The sequence below is a fragment of the uncultured Acetobacteroides sp. genome, from assembly GCF_963667355.2.
Taxonomy (GTDB): Bacteria; Bacteroidota; Bacteroidia; order Bacteroidales; family ZOR0009; genus Acetobacteroides.
On record NZ_OY763328.2, the window covers coordinates 2034719 to 2052440 of the forward strand.

Sequence of the window (17722 nt, forward strand, 5' to 3'; positions counted from 1 at the left end):
ACATGAAGAAACCAATTCTAGTAGTAGGGCTGCTTACTTCCCTTTCCTTCGAAATGCAGGCGCAGCAGCCCAACCATTACATATTTATTAATGCAGGAGGAGGACTACACTCGCTCTCGTACGATCTTCGTGATGGGAAGCAAAAAGGAGGAGCCGGCTTTACCCTCAACGGGGGGTATAGCTACTTCTTTTCCCCCCAATGGGCCGTAGAGGCAGGGCTTGGCGTAAGCACCCTCCAGTCATCCTCCACCTTAAGCTACACCACCGGCATCCCAGCAACCGATACCGACGGCGACACCTACGAGTTCCGCACCTACTACAAAGGCTGGAAGGAGAAGCAGACTGCCTACCTGTTTGATATCCCACTAGGAATTCGCTTCCAGAAAAGCATCAGCACCAAGCTCGAATGGACTGCCGGAATCGGTGCAAGCATATCGCTACCCCTAAGCTGCCGCTATAAGGCCACCGATGGCGAAATAGCCACCACCGGCTACTACAGCAAGTGGAATGCAGAGCTTACCGACATGCCCCAGCATGGCTTTAGCACCATCTCCGACAAGTTTAGCGGTAAGGTATCCCTAAATCCATCCTATGCAGGATACGCCAATTTAGGAGCGCTTTACAAGCTATCGGCAAATGCCAATTTTTATGCGGGGACGTACGTAAGCTATGGATTCAACAGCATGGTTAAAGCATCCGACAAACTCGTGTATCAGCAAGATGGTGTATATAATGGAGTACTAAGCTCTAGTGAAGCGGGCAAAGCACGTAAGCTTGCAGTAGGAGTACAAGTCGGGTTCCGTTGGAGCCTAGGCCAAAGTAGGAAGGAGGCAGAAACCGTTGCCATTCCGGCAACCCTACCCGAAGAAAAGGCGGTGGTTGTGGTAGCACCAAAGCAAATCGAAGAAAAACCTGCTGATAACACAGCTGCTGTTGCCCTTGCACCTGCTCCCGCAGCAAGCACAACAAAAGCGGAGGCGGTTGTATCGCCTAAACAAATGGCAGAACCAAACGATACCATTTATGCACGAGCCAAAGCGATGGCAGCATCAGTCAGTATAAAATTCGACTTTAGCTCCAACGAGCCCAAAGTAGCAGATGTGGAAAAGTTAAAGGCATTGAGCGAAATCGCCAAAGCCACGCCAGCGATGAAGATTACTATAGTAGGCCACACCTGCAACATTGCCTCAAAAGAAGTTAATCAAAGGGTGGGAATGGAAAGAGCTCAAGCTGTAAAGGAGCTGCTGCTCCGCTACGGCGTTCCAAATAATCAGCTTCAGGTAGAGTCTAAAGCTTCCGACGAACCCGTGGCGCCTAATACCTCCAGAAAGAATAGGATGAAAAACCGACGGGTGGAATTAAAGATTCACTAGAATCAGAGGTGCGGCTTGAGCGCGATATGCTTCGTCGAACGGGGAGAATGTGCTCCTTGCTTAGGAGCGCTAGATGTTTCCTCTATACCCTAGCGGCTATGGCAAAAACCTTCGCATAGCAACGTAGGGATTTCGCTATTAATCCAAATCCTTCAACCGAGACGCATGCAATGCATCGCTACCCCTGTTCACTGACGCTATCCCCATAGCCGTCAAGCTAAGGCTACGATCTACAGTTAGGATTGCATTATAGCGCTACAATGTAACGCCACTTCAGTAACCGTAGGTGTAAGCCCACAGCGCTTTGATCGAAGAACGTTAGCCCCGAAGTGGCGCCCCCAATGCTGTTCGTTTGCCCAAAGGGTCAGCCCATTCGGGCTTCTAAAGAAGGGGGCGTTCTGTGTCCACGGATTTCATCCGCGGTTACTAAGGTTTAGCTACTTCGTAGCATTTCACCGCTTAGCTTGATAAATATGGATCCCAGCCTTCGCCTAACGAGGGTGTTGGCAATAAGCAGGTGAAGTAGTAGCTTCCTGCTCGCTACCGTGCCCGATAGATAAAAAAGAGGCTGCTTATTTATAGGCAGCCTCTCGTATTTACAAATGCGCTATTAACTTATCCGGATCTTAAGCCTGTGCATGAATCCCGAAGCTACGCGTAGCAAGTGGACTTCGCTTTTAGTCCATATTCTTCAAAACATCTTGTTGCATAGCCTTCTCGCCAAGTTCGGTGCGCAGCTGCGCGATGGTCTCCTCGTACTCTTGCGTCTTTCGATGCATCTCCTCCTGGGAGGCCTGCATCTCCTCCATATTCTGGCGCAGCTCCTCCTCCTGGGCCGCCATCTCCTCGGAGTATTGCTTGCTTTGGTCGAGCAGCCTTTGGGTTCGCTCGTTCACCTTTACGTTGGATATCGCAGAGGCAAGGCTTTCGACAGCCTTCTCGAGGTACTCTAGCACGTGCTGTTCCATTCTATCAAACGAGGCTACCTCTATGGCACCCACCACCACCTCGTTGTTGATAAGCGGAATAATGGCCAAGAAGTTGGGGTTTCGGTCGCCGAGACCAGAGGTAATGGAAAGGTAATCCTGAGGAATTTCCGTAAGTATGATTGATTCCTTCTCGAAGATGCAGCGGCCAACCATACCCTCGCCGAACTCCATCCGCTTCGCCATCATCTTCTTTCGGTTGTAGGCAACGCACGAAACCAGCTCAATGAATCGCTCCTCTGTCTGATCTTCGTTGATGATGAATATCCCCCCTTGGGTAGCCTTCGAATAGGTGATAATCTCCTGAAGGATGGTATCGCAAAGGTGCTTGATGTTCTGGTTCTCCTTACGGATGATATCGTGAATACGGGCGGTACCTTCGAACTTCCAATCCTGAATCTTATCCTCGAAGATACGCTGCTCCTCGGCCTTCTTAGCCGCAATGAGGTTCTCCTTCATCTCTATCATTGCATTCCCAATCTGATCATCGTTGCCCTTAACCTCGATGGAGGCATCAAGATTGCCGTGGCCCACTTCGTTCGCAAAATTGGCCAGATCCTTTTGGCTAGAGGTTAGCAGGTTGAGCGATTCTACCATTTGGCCAATCTCGTCGGTGCTGCTAATCGCAATTTCCTTTACCTGGTTTAAGCGGCCCGCGGCGATCAGCTTCAACTCCTTGGCGGTAGAGACTATGGGCCCAGTTAGGAACTGGGTAATGATGTTTACTATAAACACTAGCAGGCCAACACCTAGCGCAATAAGCAGGTAGGCAAACAGCGAGAGCATGTTGGACTGGTGCAGCATCTTGCTGGTGGGCACAATGGTGCAGTACGACCAGGAGCTCTTGCTTCCTTCGAAGCTAATGGGCACGTACACCTTAAAGCTTTTCTCCTTAAAGTAGGCAGAGTATATGAAGCTCGAGAATTGCTCGCCCCGCTTAATGCAATCCATGATTTCGCTGGTTTGGTCGCCTTCGTCGAGGATTGTTCCAACCTTTTCCCGCATCTTGTTAGCGGCCACCAGCCCGCTGGGGGTAACTACCTTGCAGATGCCATCCTCCTCCTTCATCGATTCGTCGACAATCTTGGTTAGGAACTCGGCGTTGAGCAGGCATCCAACAGCGCCAATAATTTTTCCATTAACGGAGATGGGCACGCAGATGTTAATCACCCGTACATCGTTAACAGCAACAGGATCGTTAATCCAGGTCCCGCCAGTTTGCCGAACCTGCCTATACCCCAACTCGGTTTCGACCTTCTGGAGCAGCTGATCGCTACCCGCAATGGCCTTGCTGCTGTATAAGTACTTTTGAACCGAAGCGGTATCGCCTGGCTGAGCCTCCTCGATGAACCACATGGCATAAATATCGTTTTCGTCTTTAGCCAAATGCTGCATCATATTCTTGTACAGGCTGAATTTTGCTTCGCCCATCTCGGCATGACTCTCGTAGCTGCTGGCAAGTGCCTTAACAGCGCTTATTTTTCGATTGATTACATCGTTGGCACGTGCCGCATTTTCTTTCCCGATCAAAGTCACTGTTTTTTCGGCAGAATCAAGCACGATACTCCGAGAGCGTACCGTAACAATTGTCATTAGAAGGATAAGTATAACGCATGCGGAGCCAACAACCGCAAGGTTTATCTTTACTCGAATGCTACTGTTTAAGTAAAAGTTTTTCAGCCTGCTTATCATTATGGTAGATTTAAAAATAGGGTACAAATTTAAGGATAATAATGCATCACCCAAAGAAGAATAGAGGCAGATACAGGGATATCAATTTGAATTTGTTCTTAGACAGTAATACGAATAAAACAGGTAAAAAGGGGGCTGTCCATTACTTTTTGGACAGCCCCCTTATAGTTTTGCCGAGATTTACAATGCCTAGCAGCGTATTGCTACTTAGTTTTTACTCCGGTGGTTAAAACATGAACCCATTGAGCATTGTTTGGTTCTGCCCACCAGATGGTATTGTCGGAGAGAACAATGCAAAATCTTGATTCCCCATTAGGCTTAATGTAAGTCGAAAGTTCTTTTACATTAAACTTAGCAGGGAGCCCCTCTGCTGATACTTGAACCCATTGAGTATCGTTGGGATCCGCCCACCAGATAGAATTATCGGAGAGAACAATAACATACCGGGATGCTCCTGTTGGCTTAACGTACGTCGAGAAATGTTTGATGCTAAAATTAGCAGGTAGCTCGCTCGTTGAAACCTGATTCCATTGATCCTCGGTAGGATCACCCCACCAAATAGAATTGTCGGAAAGGACAAACGCATACCTAGATTCTCCAGTTGGCTTAACATACGTTGAAAACAACTTGATATCTTGGCAGTAAGCCATAGATGCCACAAGAATTGAAATAAGAAGAACCGATAGTCTTTTCATTTAATAATTTTAGTTTTTATTTGACAATTAGAAATTAGCCGTATTTACGTTGACCTCATCCGAAGAGAGTATCCATACCTACTTAAGGTCTCAAAAGTAGAAAAAGTTATAGATCTTCTATTGCGCTGGCACAAGATTCAGGCTTACTTCACAATATTCGTTTCTTACAATTAGACATCCAAAGTTTTTAGCCTTAGCGTGGATACGTGTCTTGTCTAAAACATTAATTTTCAAACAAAATTCAGGTGAGCAGCAATCTATCATAGAAGAGAGGTTATCACAAATAATATTAGACAACCTCTTCGCTAGCCGTAGTTTAATTAGGCACTCGACACTAGCCGGAATCTTTAATTCCATCGAACTTAGGTGGCGGTTTATACCTCCATTAAGTCGCCCATTTCCTCGTAGAGGATAAACCTGCCATTGACTATGCATTGGGGCTTTGAGAAAAAGCCTTCGCTCGTCATCGATGGACAATAGCATTTGCCGAACGGGGGAGCTAAGCCAGCACTCCTTGGAAAACCTACCGATAATAGATACCTTCCACCTCCGAAAACAGCCCAAGACCTTGCTAAACCAAGCGGAGCCCATCGCTGCACAAGGTTAGCCGTATAGTACAAAAAATGAAGCTAGCAGATGAACAGTAAAGCAGTATTCCCCCGAACAGGAGATAAGGAAACCGTATACCTAAAATCGACAATCACAAAACAGAACATTATAGTAGGCGAATACACTATGTATAATGATTTTGTAAACGATCCCACCAAATTCGAGATTAACAACGTTTTATACCACTACCCAATAAATAATGATAGGCTAGTAATTGGCAAATATTGCTCAATTGCCTGTGGTGCAAAATTCATGTTTACCTCCGGAAACCATAAAATGTCCTCGCTCTCCACCTATCCGTTCCCTCTTTTTTTTGAAGAGTGGAGACTCGATAAAGAAAACGTAACCGAGGCATGGGATAATCAAGGCGATATAGTTATTGGAAACGATGTTTGGATTGGTTACGAAGCGGTGATTATGCAAGGCGTAAAAATTGGCGACGGTGCAATAGTCGGAACAAGAGCCGTTGTTACGAAAGATGTACCACCCTATACAATCGTTGGAGGGATACCCGCAAAAGAGATAAAGAATCGATTCCCCGCCGAAACCGTAAACAAGCTAACCCAAATACAATGGTGGAATTGGGATGAGGATAAGGTAAAAAGGAACCTTCGAAGCATCTTAAGTGGCGATGTTGACAAGCTTATCGGACAGTAGAATATAGCACAGAAAAGCCCTCACATATAAGTAGCATCCTTACCGCCATTAATCAGCAAGCTTGCAGAACGCAAAGTAAAGCGCAACCAGCATTACGGCTGCGCTTTACTTTGCGAGTGCTAGAACGTAACAAGAGGAACATGCTTATAGGAAGCTTCCACAATCTACTACCGATGCATACTGGTTGGCAGCCAACAGTACAGCTGCTGCTCAAGTAATAAAGCTTTATTGCTGAAGCAACATGAAAATCACGTACCTAAATTCCACTGCGCCCCGTACATTTGGTATAAACCATTCGTTCAAAGTGCACTAATGTCCATTATCGCACTTAAAAGAACTTTGTATATTACAAGTCGTTTAGTTCACGGCGCATCTACCGCGAACAAATTGGCTTAAGAATCAATGCACATAACCGTTACCCCTGTAGAATGAAAAAGTTCTTTCTATTTGTTTTAATTGCGTTTCAAATGCCCAACCTAAGTGGGCAAGACAAGTGGCAAGCAAAATGGATTACCGACCCAAGCTCTCTGAGCGAGGCGAATTCGTGGTATTGCTTCCGTAAAGACTTTCCTTTAGCGAGAGTGCCATTAAAGGCGTTGGCAAAAATTGCAATCGATAGCAAGTACTGGTTGTGGGTAAACGGCACGATGGTTGTGTTTGAAGGAGGGTTAAAGCGAGGCCCCAACCCTAGCGATACATATTACGACAAGGTAGATATTTCGAAGTATCTTACGAAGGGGACCAATACCATTGCGGTTCTAGGCTGGCACTTTGGGAAGAGTGGATTTTCTCATATAACCAGTGGCAAATTTGGTTTTATATTCGAATGCATTACGCCTGAAATGGAGGTGCTAAGCGATAGCTCATGGAAGGTAATGCAACATCCTGCCTATGGAACCTGCCCTGCACCTCTGCCTAATTTCCGTTTACCAGAATCGAACATACGATTTGATGCCAGAAATGATATAGGCAGCTGGTTTTCAAAAAGCTACTCGGTTGGTAACTGGAGCAATGCCAAAATGCTCGGGACACCACCAATTGCTCCTTGGAATAGCTTAGTACTTCGTCCAATTCCTCAATGGAAAGACTCAAAGCTTGTTTCCTATGTTCAAGCACCTAACTTTCCGCTTCAACTAAGTAGAGATACTACTATTGTATGCACCTTACCCTCTAATCTGCAGGTAACCCCCTATCTTAAAATCGCAGCACATGAAGAAGGCAAAGTAGTTGAAATAAAAACAGAAAACTTTATGGGTGGAGGCGAACCTAATGTGTACGCACAATACATTACCCGTAAAGGCACTCAAGACTACGAAAGCTACGGTTGGATGAATGGTCATAAAGTGATCTACAAAATACCAGCGGGAGTTACTGTCCTAGACCTAAAATATCGAGAAACAGGATATAATACCGAGTTTGCAGGTAGCTTTACCTGTACCGATCCATTTCTAAATAAAATCTGGCAAAAGTCTTTAAGGACACTCTACGTTACCATGCGTGATAACTATATGGATTGTCCCGACCGTGAACGTGCTCAATGGTGGGGAGATGAAGTTAACGAATCTGGTGAAGCCTTTTATGCCCTCGATACCTTAAGCCATTTGCTGCTAAAGAAGGGAATGTATGAGTTAATAGGCTGGCAAAGACCTGACAGCACTTTATTTGCACCAGTACCAGCAGGAAATTGGGATAAAGAATTACCCATTCAAATGCTTACAAGTATAGGATACTATGGTTTTTGGAACTACTATCTGAATACAGGAGATAAGCAACCTATTTCGGACCTATACGCTGGGGTACGAAAGTATTTGAAGCTATGGAGCGTAAATGATGATGGCTCAATTAAGCTTCGCCAAGGAGGTTGGTCGTGGGGTGATTGGGGCGATGATATTGACATGGAGCTTATAACCAATAGCTTTTACTATTTGGCGCTTGATGGGGCGTTAAACATGGCCGAAATCCTAAATCGCAGTGAAGATGCCTCAGAATACAGGCAATCAATGGAGAGAATTAAAGCTATCTTTAATGCCAAGTATTGGACTGGGACAGCCTATCGTCATCCTGACTATAAGGGGAAAACGGATGATCGGTGTCAGGCTCTTGCAGTTGTGGCAGGCATTGCTGAAAAGGGGAAATATCAAGCCTTATACGATGTTTTTAAAAAGGAGGAACATGCAAGCCCTTACATGGAAAAGTACGTGCTAGAAGCCCTATTCAAAATGGGTTATGCAGATTATGCCATCGAGCGTATGAAAAAAAGGTTTGGAAGCATGGTCAACAATCCTGATTATGCAACCCTTTTTGAGGGTTGGGGAATTGGCGCTGAGGGTTATGGTGGAGGAACAACGAACCACGCTTGGAGTGGTGGTTCGTTAACAATACTATCGCAGTATTTGTGTGGTATCGCGCCTATTGAGCCAGGCTACAAATTATTCCAAATAAAGCCCAATCCAGGCTCCGTAAAAGCAGCATCTGCTACAGTTCAGTCGGTAAAAGGGGTTATTAAAAGCAGCTTTGAGAATACAGACAAATGCTTTAGGCTAACAGTTTCCATACCAAATGGAACCGAAGCTATAGTAGGCATTCCTGCATGCAAGATTTCTCAGATAAAGTTTAACAATAAAGTTGTTTGGGAAAACGGAAGGGCAATCAAGAATAAAAAGATCTTAGAACACTTAGCAAGTACAGATAGCCATATCCTATTTAGGATTAGTGCGGGGAATTATATTCTAGAAGCTACCAAAGAGTAAGCTTGCTAACCGAAGTCTAGATCAGCGCACAAAATAAGTAGCTGCCATAAAGCAGCAAGCCCGCATAACCACATAAAAGCGCAGCCTGTACCAATGGCTGCGCTTTCCTTTTTCACTACCTTTGGTTTACAGGATAAGCCACTGCAAGCAAATAAAAGCCACATATCCTTTAGTGAAAAATGGCGTACAATGAGCTACTACAACGAAGAATTTAGCCATGGTCAATAGTAATTATCCGAAACCACCTGATAAACCTAGCAAAAGAAAGTGCCCGATATCAGCACATACAGAAAGAGAGGCTATCGCAAATAGTATTGGATAACCTCTCCTAAACATATAAAAACCAACCTACTTAACGAGCTTAGCCTCTAGGGTAATGGGCACCGCGCTCAACGCCTTCGAAATGGGGCATCCCACCTTGGCAGCATTGGCCAGTTCCATAAACTTCTCCTCGCTTATTCCTGGTACCTTTCCGGTTAGCTTCAGGGTAATACCTGTAATGGCAAATCCCCCCTCTACCTGGTCGAAGCTAACAACAGCATCGGTTGTCAGCTCTTCGGCAGTAAACCCAGCCCCCACAAGTTGAAAGCTTAGGGCCATAGAGAAGCATCCAGCATGTGCTGCTGCAATCAGCTCCTCTGGATTCGTCGCCGACTTACCCTCTTCGTCCTTAAATCTTGCCGTGAAATTGTAGGGTGTACCATTTAGAACACTACTTGGGGTTGTTATTACGCCTTTGCCTTCTAGGCCAGTACCATTCCATTTAGCAGTTGCTTTACGTCTCATTATTTAATGTTTTAAGTTGTTTGTGCTTTCGAAGATCAGAGCCAATGTCCCATCCTCTCGTTAAAATTTGGTATCATAACAAAGGTATAGAACAAATGTTCAGATGCAGCAGGAAGCTACCCGTAAAATGAACCACATGCTCATTCCTCAATGTTGAAATTACAGAGGGCAGAGCCTACCTCTCTACGCAAGGTTTAATTCAACGCACGAGGCTCGGCATCGTACTTCTCAAAAAGATCGGTGGTTGGATAGCTGGTAACACCCTTGAGGGGATCGGCCAGCAGCTTGTGCATCTCAATCACGTACTCCACCATGGTCTTGAACTGCTCCTCGTCGGTTCCGGGTTTAGTTGCAAGGGTGTTGCACACAATGGCGTAGTAAACTCCTTGAGCGGTTCGGCACATGAGCGATGATGTGCCCCAGGTTAGCGCACCGGAGTGATACCAGGCTCCTTTGCTTACCTCAAGCCCCATGGCGTAGCCGCTTTTTATGGTATCAGGAGGGGTTCTCATTAAGCTGGCGGTTTCCTTGCTAAGAATGCTAGCTGATGAGCCATTACCCTCTATGCCCATCAGAATCTTTATCAAATCAATGGGGCGCGATACCCATCCTCCGCTGGGGTGCATTGTGGGAAGGTCGTATCCCCCATAGGAAAGGGTAACTTTTTGGGTGGTGTCGATAATGGAGCCGCAGGAGTCAGGAATGCTCTCGTAGTAGTGCACCTCATGCTTCAATCGCTCCGTAGGAAATGTATTGCCAGGTTTGGTGTAGCTGGCGCCAATGGGGTTGAGCACCTCCTGGGTGATGAACTCCTCGTAGCGTTGGCCCGTTACCTTTCGGATAACCTCGCCAAGCACCATGTAGTTGAAGTTGCAGTACAGATAGGCCGAGTTAGGCGCAAAGTCGAGCCCCCGTTGTAGGTTATAGCGGATAACGTCGTTCGGGGTTGCGGGAGTTGGGGTTTTTAGCGCGTACGAGGCTTCGTTTCCACCAACAACATCCTTCTTATTCCAGCCGATAGTTTGCTGGAGCAGGTTCTTTACCGTTATCTTGCCGATACGCGCATCGGTAAAGACATACTCGCTATTGTTAAGAATGCCCCTAGGACCAAATACGGTATCGTTGATGCCAAGCCTTTTATCTTGGATAAGCTTCATGATGCCAGTAGCGGTTATTGTCTTGGAGCAGCTGGCAATTCGAAACATGCTGTATGGGGTTACTTCCTCCTTTGTGGCCGTATCGGCGTATCCGAATCCCTTGGCGTATATCAGCCTCCCATCTTTGGCAATCGCTACGGAGATCCCCGGAACGTTCCATTTCTCCTTAAAGCGGCCTATCACCTGATCGATATCCTTGGCATCAAAGGGTTTTTCTTGCGAATGTGCAAGACTTATGCTAAGCAAAAAGAGCATAGCAGCGGTTAACATTTTCATTATTTGTAGTGTTTGTTTATGCGATTTGTCGGCTACTGTATCGGTAATTCGATCGGGCAATGTAGCAAAAATAAATCGGCGAGGGGTACCTCTCGCTGGCCGAGTCAGGGATTTTGCTTTTAAAAATATAAGCACAAAATTCAGCTAAGCCTTGAATGCTGCTTATGATTTTAGCCGCGAGCTTTTATTCTTTTCTGTCCTTTTTGTAGGGCAAAAAGGACCAAAAACCCTTGGCACGAATTAACTCGCTCAGTCGCGGAGGAATGGCGCTACCTCAAATGTGGTAATCGCCCTAAGACCGTTACAGCATTAAGGAACATTGTGGAGGCGACCTCGCTCAAACAGGGATTCGTGCCAGTCTGGTATGGCTGCGCCATGGTGTCTACGGAAGAAGGTTGTTCGGTGATACGACGTTTGCCTGCCGTTGTTAAGCGAGCTAATATGGGAAACCTTTTTATTCTGAGATTTATAGAGGCCTCTTCTAGAACAAGAATCTTAAAAGCGCCCCCCCCTGCTGGCCGAGTCCCGATTCAACTATACAAAACTCGGATGCCGCTAGTGACGATAGGCATCATGCTATTTCGGTAGCTATTTACCCGACAGTTTGCAGTATGTGTAAATAATTCTACTTTTGAGATGACTCCGAATATCAAATAACGTCGATTAGCGAGGAGTTACTGGCTGAAATACATATCAAAAACAGAATAGCTATGAATCAAAAACCATCAAATGCCTTTATTGGGGCGTCGTGGGTTGCGCTTGCTGTAGGAGTTGTTGGATACCTAACAGGACTTGTACGCGCCGAAATGCTTTTAAACGAAAAAGGATATTACCTCACCATACTATTGTTGGGGCTTTTTTCGGCAGTATCGGTTCAGAAATGCGTACGCGACAGAATAGAAGAAATACCAGTTACCGATATTTACTACGGCCTCAGCTGGTTTTCGACATTGGCTGCAGTTGCACTCCTGACGGTAGGCTTGATTAATGCTACCATCCTGCCCAGCGAAAAGGGATTCTATGCATTCTCCTTTCTCCTAGCGCTATTTGGTGCCATTACCGTTCAGAAGAATACGAGGGATGGACAGCAGACCGACAAATCGAAGCAGTCGCAATGAAAATCTAAGGTAATATTCGGCTCAGAGAGCTAAGGATTCAAACCTCTTCGATGGACGAAGGCCAAAAATGCAAAAAAGCGTAGGCTCCTGCCTGCGCTTTTCTTTTATGGACAGGTTGGTTAACCTGCTATATGTTCTACACCCCAACTCATCGGGTATGCTGGGCTCTGTGCGCCTGCTTAAGGCTAGAGCCTACAGGACTATTCAGGTTAATCTCCGATGGCGTTACCACCGTCTTCTCCTCGGTCCAAAGATACTTTTGTACAGTTTCATTCGTGGATGGATCGCGCTCATACCAATCAACAGCCATGCGCACATAGTAGGTAGTGTTTGGCTTAAACCGAGTTTTTTCTTCATAATAATATACATCACAAATTGTAGGCCCATACTCAAACCCCTTGTATCTATAAGATCCAACACAAGGATTCGAAGGATCGTTAACAAATGGAGAATTAGTACTTTTCTCTGAAACCAGTGTAGGTTTATCATCAATCACATAATAGTTCCAACTACTCCATCCAGAAAATTTACCATGACCGAAGAAGGTGCAGCTGGCAATAATTTTATCGCGAGTAGCACTAACGGTAAAGTACTTATACGACGGAAGTTTCTTATCGATAAAAGTGGCAAAACAGGAAACCGTATCAGAGCCATACCTGTTCTTTGCGTAGAACTTATAGGCGGCAATAACATTTATTTCCTTTACCATCTCGCTCCATAGCGTATCAGCTTTTAAATTGGCAGGGTCTACCTTGTAGGTCTTTCCTGCTAGGATAAAGCCGGCCTCCTCTATAGGAACGCCACCATTCGAGTAAACAATTCCCCCAAGGTTTGCATTATAGCTGTCGTCGAAGCGAGCATATCCCGATAATAGCACAGGCTTTCCTTCCGATGCGGTTACCACCTTATACGTCCCTTTGGCTGGTACAATCCCCTTCTCCGTTTTTACAAAAGGCCGAACATAGTAGGTGGTCTGCGCCTTTAGGTTTCGCACCGCAACGTTAATCTCACGATGTTTAGCGGTATCGGAATCGTACGTTGCTACGCTTTGTGTTGTAGGATCTTCACCAACCAGCACGCCCTTTTCGAGAATTTTCCCATCTACATTTTCCTCATAGTATGAAAAGGAAAACTCAATAACCGTAGCGTACGATTTACTACTTTTAAATTCGCCGCTTAATGTGGGAGCCACCACACTTGCCTCATCCTTAGCGCAGCTGCCCAACGCCAGAAGAGCAGCGAGGGCAACTAACAACCTAGTAATTTTCATAGTTATCAGCCTTATTTTAAAATTTGTATTCGAAGCCTATTCGGCTATGTAAAGGAAGCTAAATATTACCATCATAGTCCCAACGGTAACCTAAATCACTTGCCCGAGGCTCCCGTCCCCTGAGTACCCATTAGAACGGAGCCACTGGAATTACTATACTCCGCTATAAAAGTGCACAATGGAAACTAGGCACATCCATTGCCCTCAAAAGGCTGGTAAGAAAACCTGTTCTGCCAAAACAGGTATTTTCGGTTTAAAAGAATATGACTTTGCAGCTATAAATTTGACCTATTGGGTAGCAAAACCAACCAGTAGCCTCTAGCCGCAGATAAAATCCGTAGATGTTGAACGCCCATTCCTCTTTAACAGCCCCGAATGGGCATAGCCGTCAAGCTAAGGAGGCTTATTGCTCTAGCAATAGTGCATAATTGAAACTGGTTATCCTCCCGCTTAGGCGGGAGGTAGGGGTGGGTCAAGAATGCTAAGTGAAGTAAAATGTTGATTTAAACGAGTAAACCCACCCCTGCCCCCTCCTAAGGAGGGGATAACGAGCCATGAATATGCATTTGAGTTTTTGATAAAATTCCTTAGTTTGACGGCTATGGGCTATAGCCTTCGTCAGCTCTATCATTGCAGGCTATAGCCTGCAGAATAGATTCGGCTGAGAGTTTTGCAAGTAGCGCTCCAGCAAAGCCACCCCACCAGTAAGCACCTACCAAGAATCCACCCAGAATAAGATAACATCTTAGCATTTTATGCCGCAAACGGTTCACGCCTATCAGATTCAAACAGAGGAAGGGAGAACGAACGTAGAGACGGTCTGTAGTACAGGTTGCATCCTCTGTACCTTCTTTAAATGCTCTTGATCTTAAAGATCATTGAATTTATATTTACCAATTGAGGCTCACATAAACGGGTAATGCGATAAGCGGCAGCTTGCTGTACGGCAACCGTCGTAGGCCAAGCCGGGAGAACAGAAATCCGAGACGCTTGTTACCCATGTAGGTCATTTAAGGAATCCATCCAAAGAATCAAATAAAACCAAACATCAATATGAGACGAAGTCTTATTTTCGCGCTACTGCTTCTAGCCTACGGCTCGGCGTTGCATGCGCAAACGGCGGTTAAGGAGCTAAGCGTGTGGAAATTTTACCGAGGAGACAATACCGCTGCCCTACAAGCCAACTTTGACGACTCGCACTGGGAAACAGTAAGTATCCCCCACGATTGGGCCATTTACGGTCCCTTTGATAAGGAGGTCGACAAGCAGGTTGTCAAGATAGAGCAGAACAACGAGAAGGTGGCTACGGAAAAAACGGGACGAACGGGAGCATTGCCCTTCGTAGGGGTGGGCTGGTACCGAACCTCGCTGGATTTGCCCGAATTTGGTAGCGACAAACAGGCTTTGATCTGCTTTGATGGCGCCATGAGCAATGCCGAGGTGTTTGTAAATGGCAAGAAAGTAGGGAATAGGCCTTACGGCTACAGCTACTTCTACTTCGATATCTCCGACTACATTCAGGCAGGCAAAAAGAACGTAATTGCAGTCCGCCTCGAGAACCAACCCTTTTCATCGCGGTGGTATCCGGGCGCAGGATTGTACCGAAAGGTTCGAGTAATCGTTAAGAACAAAGAATGCTTTAAGCATTGGGGAAACACGATCACCACACCATCCGTTTCCGACAACATCGCCAGGGTAAACATCCGCTCGCAGGTTCAGGGCGAAAACCTTACGGTAAAAGCAACCATCAGGGATGCCAAGGGCAACGCAGTAGCCGAAAAGGTTTCGTCGGAAAGATTCGGCGACGCAATAGAGCAGAGCATTGCCGTTACCAATCCCAGCCTATGGTGCCCCGAAACGCCCCAACTGTACACGGCCGAGCTAAAGCTCTACCAGAATAATATGCTAAAAGACTCGGAGGTTGTCCGATTCGGAATACGCCAGATCAAATACAGCGCCGCTAAGGGGTTTGAGCTTAACGGTAAGGTAACAAAGTTCAAGGGGGTGTGCCTGCATCACGACTTAGGGCCCATTGGCACGGCAGTTAACCGGGCGGCCCTCAAGCGTCAGCTAACCATCCTGAAGGATATGGGCTGCAACGCCATCCGCTCGTCGCACAACATGCCCTCCATCGAGCAGCTGGAGCTGTGCGACGAAATGGGCTTCCTGTTCCTAGCCGAAAGCTTCGACGAATGGAAGAAGCCCAAGGTGCAAAATGGCTACAACCTGTACTTCGACGAGTGGGCCGAAAAGGATGTGGAAAACCTGGTTCGCGCCACCAGAAATCACCCCTGCATTGTAATGTGGAGCGCCGGAAACGAGGTGCCAGACCAATGGGGCAGCGACGGAGTAAAAAGGTTGAGATGGCTTCAGGATATTTTCCATCGCGAAGACCCAACTAGACCCGTAACCGTGGGTATGGATCAGGTTAAGGCGGTAATGGAAAGCGGCTTTGGCGCTACCCTAGATATCCCTGGCCTAAACTACCGCGTGCACCTCTACGATGAGGCCTACCAGAAGTTCCCTCAGGGAATCCTCCTAGGATCTGAAACAGCATCGACGGTAAGCTCGAGAGGAGTCTACAAATTTCCGGTTGTAGCGGTACCCGATAAGTCCTACCCCGACCACCAGTGCTCCTCCTACGACCTTGAATACTGCGGATGGTCGAATATCCCAGAAGATGACTTCATCCAACAGGATGATAAGCCCTGGGTTATCGGCGAATTTGTGTGGACGGGCTTCGACTACCTGGGCGAGCCAACTCCCTACGATAGCTATTGGCCTTCGCGCAGCTCCTACTTTGGCATCTGCGACCTTGCAGGCCTACCCAAGGATAGGTACTACCTATACCGTAGCCGTTGGAACACAAAAGATACGACTTTACACGTTCTTCCCCACTGGAACTGGGAAGGACGCGAGGGGCAGACGACACCAGTCTTCGTATACACCAGCTACAGCAGCGCCGAGCTCTTTGTTAACGGGAAAAGTCAGGGTGTACAACGGAAAAATACCCAATCGAAGCTAAACCGTTACCGGTTGATGTGGATGGATGTGAAGTACGAGCCCGGAACGCTAAAGGTTGTGGCCTACGACGATCGGGGAAAGCCAGCCGCCGAAGAGACAGTGGTAACAGCAGGCAAACCCCATCACATTAAGCTCGAGGCCGACAGGCAAACCATCACCGCAAATGGCGAAGACCTGTGCTACGTAGCTGCTACCATTGTCGACAAGCAGGGTAACCCTTGCCCCAACGCCTCCAACAGGCTACACTTTACGGTGAAGGGCAACGGCAAGTACAGGGCCGCCTGCAATGGCGATGCAACCTCGTTGGAGGTGTTCCACAAGCCTACCATGAAGGCCTTTAACGGCAAGCTGGTTGTCCTGGTTCAATCGTCGACCCAAGCAGGGAATATTGAGCTAACGGTTTCGGGTGATGACCTTAAAGGCGAGAAGCTAGCGATATCATCCCTAAAGGAGTAGGAATACTCAGCAAAGCAGAGGGAAGCAGGAGATTCTGCAGCTTGGCGGCCTTATACCGCTATAGCTACAGAATCTCCTGCTTTTTACTTTTACTCTGGCAAAGCCGACTGCTGAACGTGCGCTGATGATAGCCTCTTCCTAACTAGTGCTACCTAAGGCTGACTTTTAAAATCTACTTAAATTCTTTATTTCCAAAAAGGAATACACCTTCAATTGATTTATTGTCTTCCAAAATTTCAAATCTAGTTTTTGAAGTTCTTTGAACATTTATTTCTTTAATGTATTTGCTGGAAGTCTGTTTGTTACTCTTTGGATATTCATACTCAATAATTACTTTCTTAATTTCTTTAAGAAAAATTGAATCGTTAGTTCTCGGTTTATAATACAGACTAACTAACCGGACATAAATAGAATCTTTTGGTAGAATCTTTGACCTACTTCTTAGTTCTCTGAATTCAATTTTACCGTGAGTTATGCGGCCGATAAAAGCAGAACGAGGAAATTGACCTATCGAATCACGGCTTGGCAAAAATAAAGTATCATTGGTGTTGTTTACCATTTTCAAAGACACATAAATGTGATATCCTCCAGGACAGTCATCATTATGCTTACTTATTCTAATCCTTCCTATGTTACAATTTTGTTTCTTGTTTTCCTCAATGTGAGTACAAGAAATTAAGAGTGATGAGGCTACAATTAATACCAAGCAAATATATTTCATGTTTTTATTTGTTTAATTCTTGCTTGTGAACAATTCTCCTGCTCGCTGTAGTCTGCCAAAACGCTCGAGGCTAGGCGACGTTTAGCTACGCTGAGCTCGCACTTCGTGCTCGGTTGCAGCTTCGACTTTGCTAAGTAGCGGGTTGGCTACGC

General features: G+C 46.2%; 11 protein-coding genes. 5 read left to right on the forward strand and 6 right to left on the reverse strand.

Going from position 1 to position 17722, the window contains the following annotated elements; all coding sequences use genetic code 11:
- Nucleotides 1–2 precede the first annotated feature (2 nt).
- On the forward strand, nt 3–1373 hold the full coding sequence (locus ACHZA1_RS08390; protein WP_320054789.1) for an OmpA family protein: 1371 nt from the start codon (nt 3–5) through the stop codon (nt 1371–1373).
- 677 nt (nt 1374–2050) lie between these two features.
- Here the strand turns inward: ACHZA1_RS08390 and ACHZA1_RS08395 are convergent.
- Together ACHZA1_RS08395 and ACHZA1_RS08400 are read right to left on the reverse strand one after the other, a co-directional pair.
- Nucleotides 2051–3889, reverse strand: a complete 1839-nt coding sequence (locus tag ACHZA1_RS08395) for a GAF domain-containing protein (RefSeq protein WP_320054790.1) — start codon at nt 3887–3889, stop codon at nt 2051–2053.
- Nucleotides 3890–4254: 365 nt separating this feature from the next.
- On the reverse strand, nt 4255–4746 hold the full coding sequence (locus ACHZA1_RS08400) for a hypothetical protein (protein ID WP_320054791.1): 492 nt from the start codon (nt 4744–4746) through the stop codon (nt 4255–4257).
- Nucleotides 4747–5382: 636 nt separating this feature from the next.
- On the opposite strand from ACHZA1_RS08400, the gene ACHZA1_RS08405 reads away from it, so the two are divergent.
- Together ACHZA1_RS08405 and ACHZA1_RS08410 are read left to right on the forward strand one after the other, a co-directional pair.
- Nucleotides 5383–6012 (forward strand): CatB-related O-acetyltransferase, encoded by a 630-nt coding sequence (locus tag ACHZA1_RS08405; protein ID WP_320054792.1) that lies wholly within the window; start codon nt 5383–5385, stop codon nt 6010–6012.
- Between the two features lie 428 nt (nt 6013–6440).
- On the forward strand, nt 6441–8762 hold the full coding sequence (locus ACHZA1_RS08410; protein WP_320054793.1) for an alpha-L-rhamnosidase C-terminal domain-containing protein: 2322 nt from the start codon (nt 6441–6443) through the stop codon (nt 8760–8762).
- A gap of 348 nt (nt 8763–9110) precedes the next feature.
- Here the strand turns inward: ACHZA1_RS08410 and ACHZA1_RS08415 are convergent, their stop codons facing one another.
- Together ACHZA1_RS08415 and ACHZA1_RS08420 are read right to left on the reverse strand one after the other, a co-directional pair.
- On the reverse strand, nt 9111–9548 hold the full coding sequence (locus ACHZA1_RS08415) for an OsmC family protein (RefSeq protein ID WP_320054794.1): 438 nt from the start codon (nt 9546–9548) through the stop codon (nt 9111–9113).
- Between the two features lie 194 nt (nt 9549–9742).
- Nucleotides 9743–10981, reverse strand: a complete 1239-nt coding sequence (locus ACHZA1_RS08420) for a serine hydrolase domain-containing protein (protein WP_320054795.1) — start codon at nt 10979–10981, stop codon at nt 9743–9745.
- 710 nt (nt 10982–11691) lie between these two features.
- On the opposite strand from ACHZA1_RS08420, the gene yiaA reads away from it, so the two are divergent.
- Entirely contained in the window at nt 11692–12099 is a 408-nt protein-coding gene (gene yiaA, locus ACHZA1_RS08425; RefSeq protein ID WP_320054796.1) for an inner membrane protein YiaA, read from the forward strand.
- A 148-nt stretch (nt 12100–12247) separates the two neighbouring features.
- Here yiaA and ACHZA1_RS08430 read toward each other — a convergent pair whose 3' ends face one another.
- Nucleotides 12248–13369: a hypothetical protein gene (locus ACHZA1_RS08430; RefSeq protein ID WP_320054797.1), complete on the reverse strand. Its 1122-nt coding sequence runs from the start codon at nt 13367–13369 to the stop codon at nt 12248–12250.
- 1047 nt (nt 13370–14416) lie between these two features.
- On the opposite strand from ACHZA1_RS08430, the gene ACHZA1_RS08435 reads away from it, so the two are divergent.
- Complete coding sequence (locus ACHZA1_RS08435; protein ID WP_394701077.1) at nt 14417–16849, forward strand: DUF4982 domain-containing protein; 2433 nt, start codon at nt 14417–14419, stop codon at nt 16847–16849.
- Between the two features lie 172 nt (nt 16850–17021).
- On the opposite strand, the gene ACHZA1_RS08440 is transcribed toward ACHZA1_RS08435, so the two are convergent.
- Nucleotides 17022–17570 carry a hypothetical protein gene (locus ACHZA1_RS08440; protein WP_320054799.1) on the reverse strand — a complete coding sequence of 183 codons (549 nt, stop codon included), beginning with the start codon at nt 17568–17570 and terminating at the stop codon, nt 17022–17024.
- Nucleotides 17571–17722 lie beyond the last annotated feature (152 nt).

Coding starts and splice junctions, on each gene's coding strand:
- ACHZA1_RS08390 (WP_320054789.1), top strand. CDS start 3: ATGAAGAAACCAATTCTAGTAGTAGGGCTGCTTACTTCCCTTTCCTTC.
- ACHZA1_RS08400 (WP_320054791.1), bottom strand. CDS start 4,746: ATGAAAAGACTATCGGTTCTTCTTATTTCAATTCTTGTGGCATCTATG.
- ACHZA1_RS08405 (WP_320054792.1), top strand. CDS start 5,383: ATGAACAGTAAAGCAGTATTCCCCCGAACAGGAGATAAGGAAACCGTA.
- ACHZA1_RS08410 (WP_320054793.1), top strand. CDS start 6,441: ATGAAAAAGTTCTTTCTATTTGTTTTAATTGCGTTTCAAATGCCCAAC.
- ACHZA1_RS08415 (WP_320054794.1), bottom strand. CDS start 9,548: ATGAGACGTAAAGCAACTGCTAAATGGAATGGTACTGGCCTAGAAGGC.
- ACHZA1_RS08420 (WP_320054795.1), bottom strand. CDS start 10,981: ATGAAAATGTTAACCGCTGCTATGCTCTTTTTGCTTAGCATAAGTCTT.
- yiaA (WP_320054796.1), top strand. CDS start 11,692: ATGAATCAAAAACCATCAAATGCCTTTATTGGGGCGTCGTGGGTTGCG.
- ACHZA1_RS08430 (WP_320054797.1), bottom strand. CDS start 13,369: ATGAAAATTACTAGGTTGTTAGTTGCCCTCGCTGCTCTTCTGGCGTTG.
- ACHZA1_RS08440 (WP_320054799.1), bottom strand. CDS start 17,570: ATGAAATATATTTGCTTGGTATTAATTGTAGCCTCATCACTCTTAATT.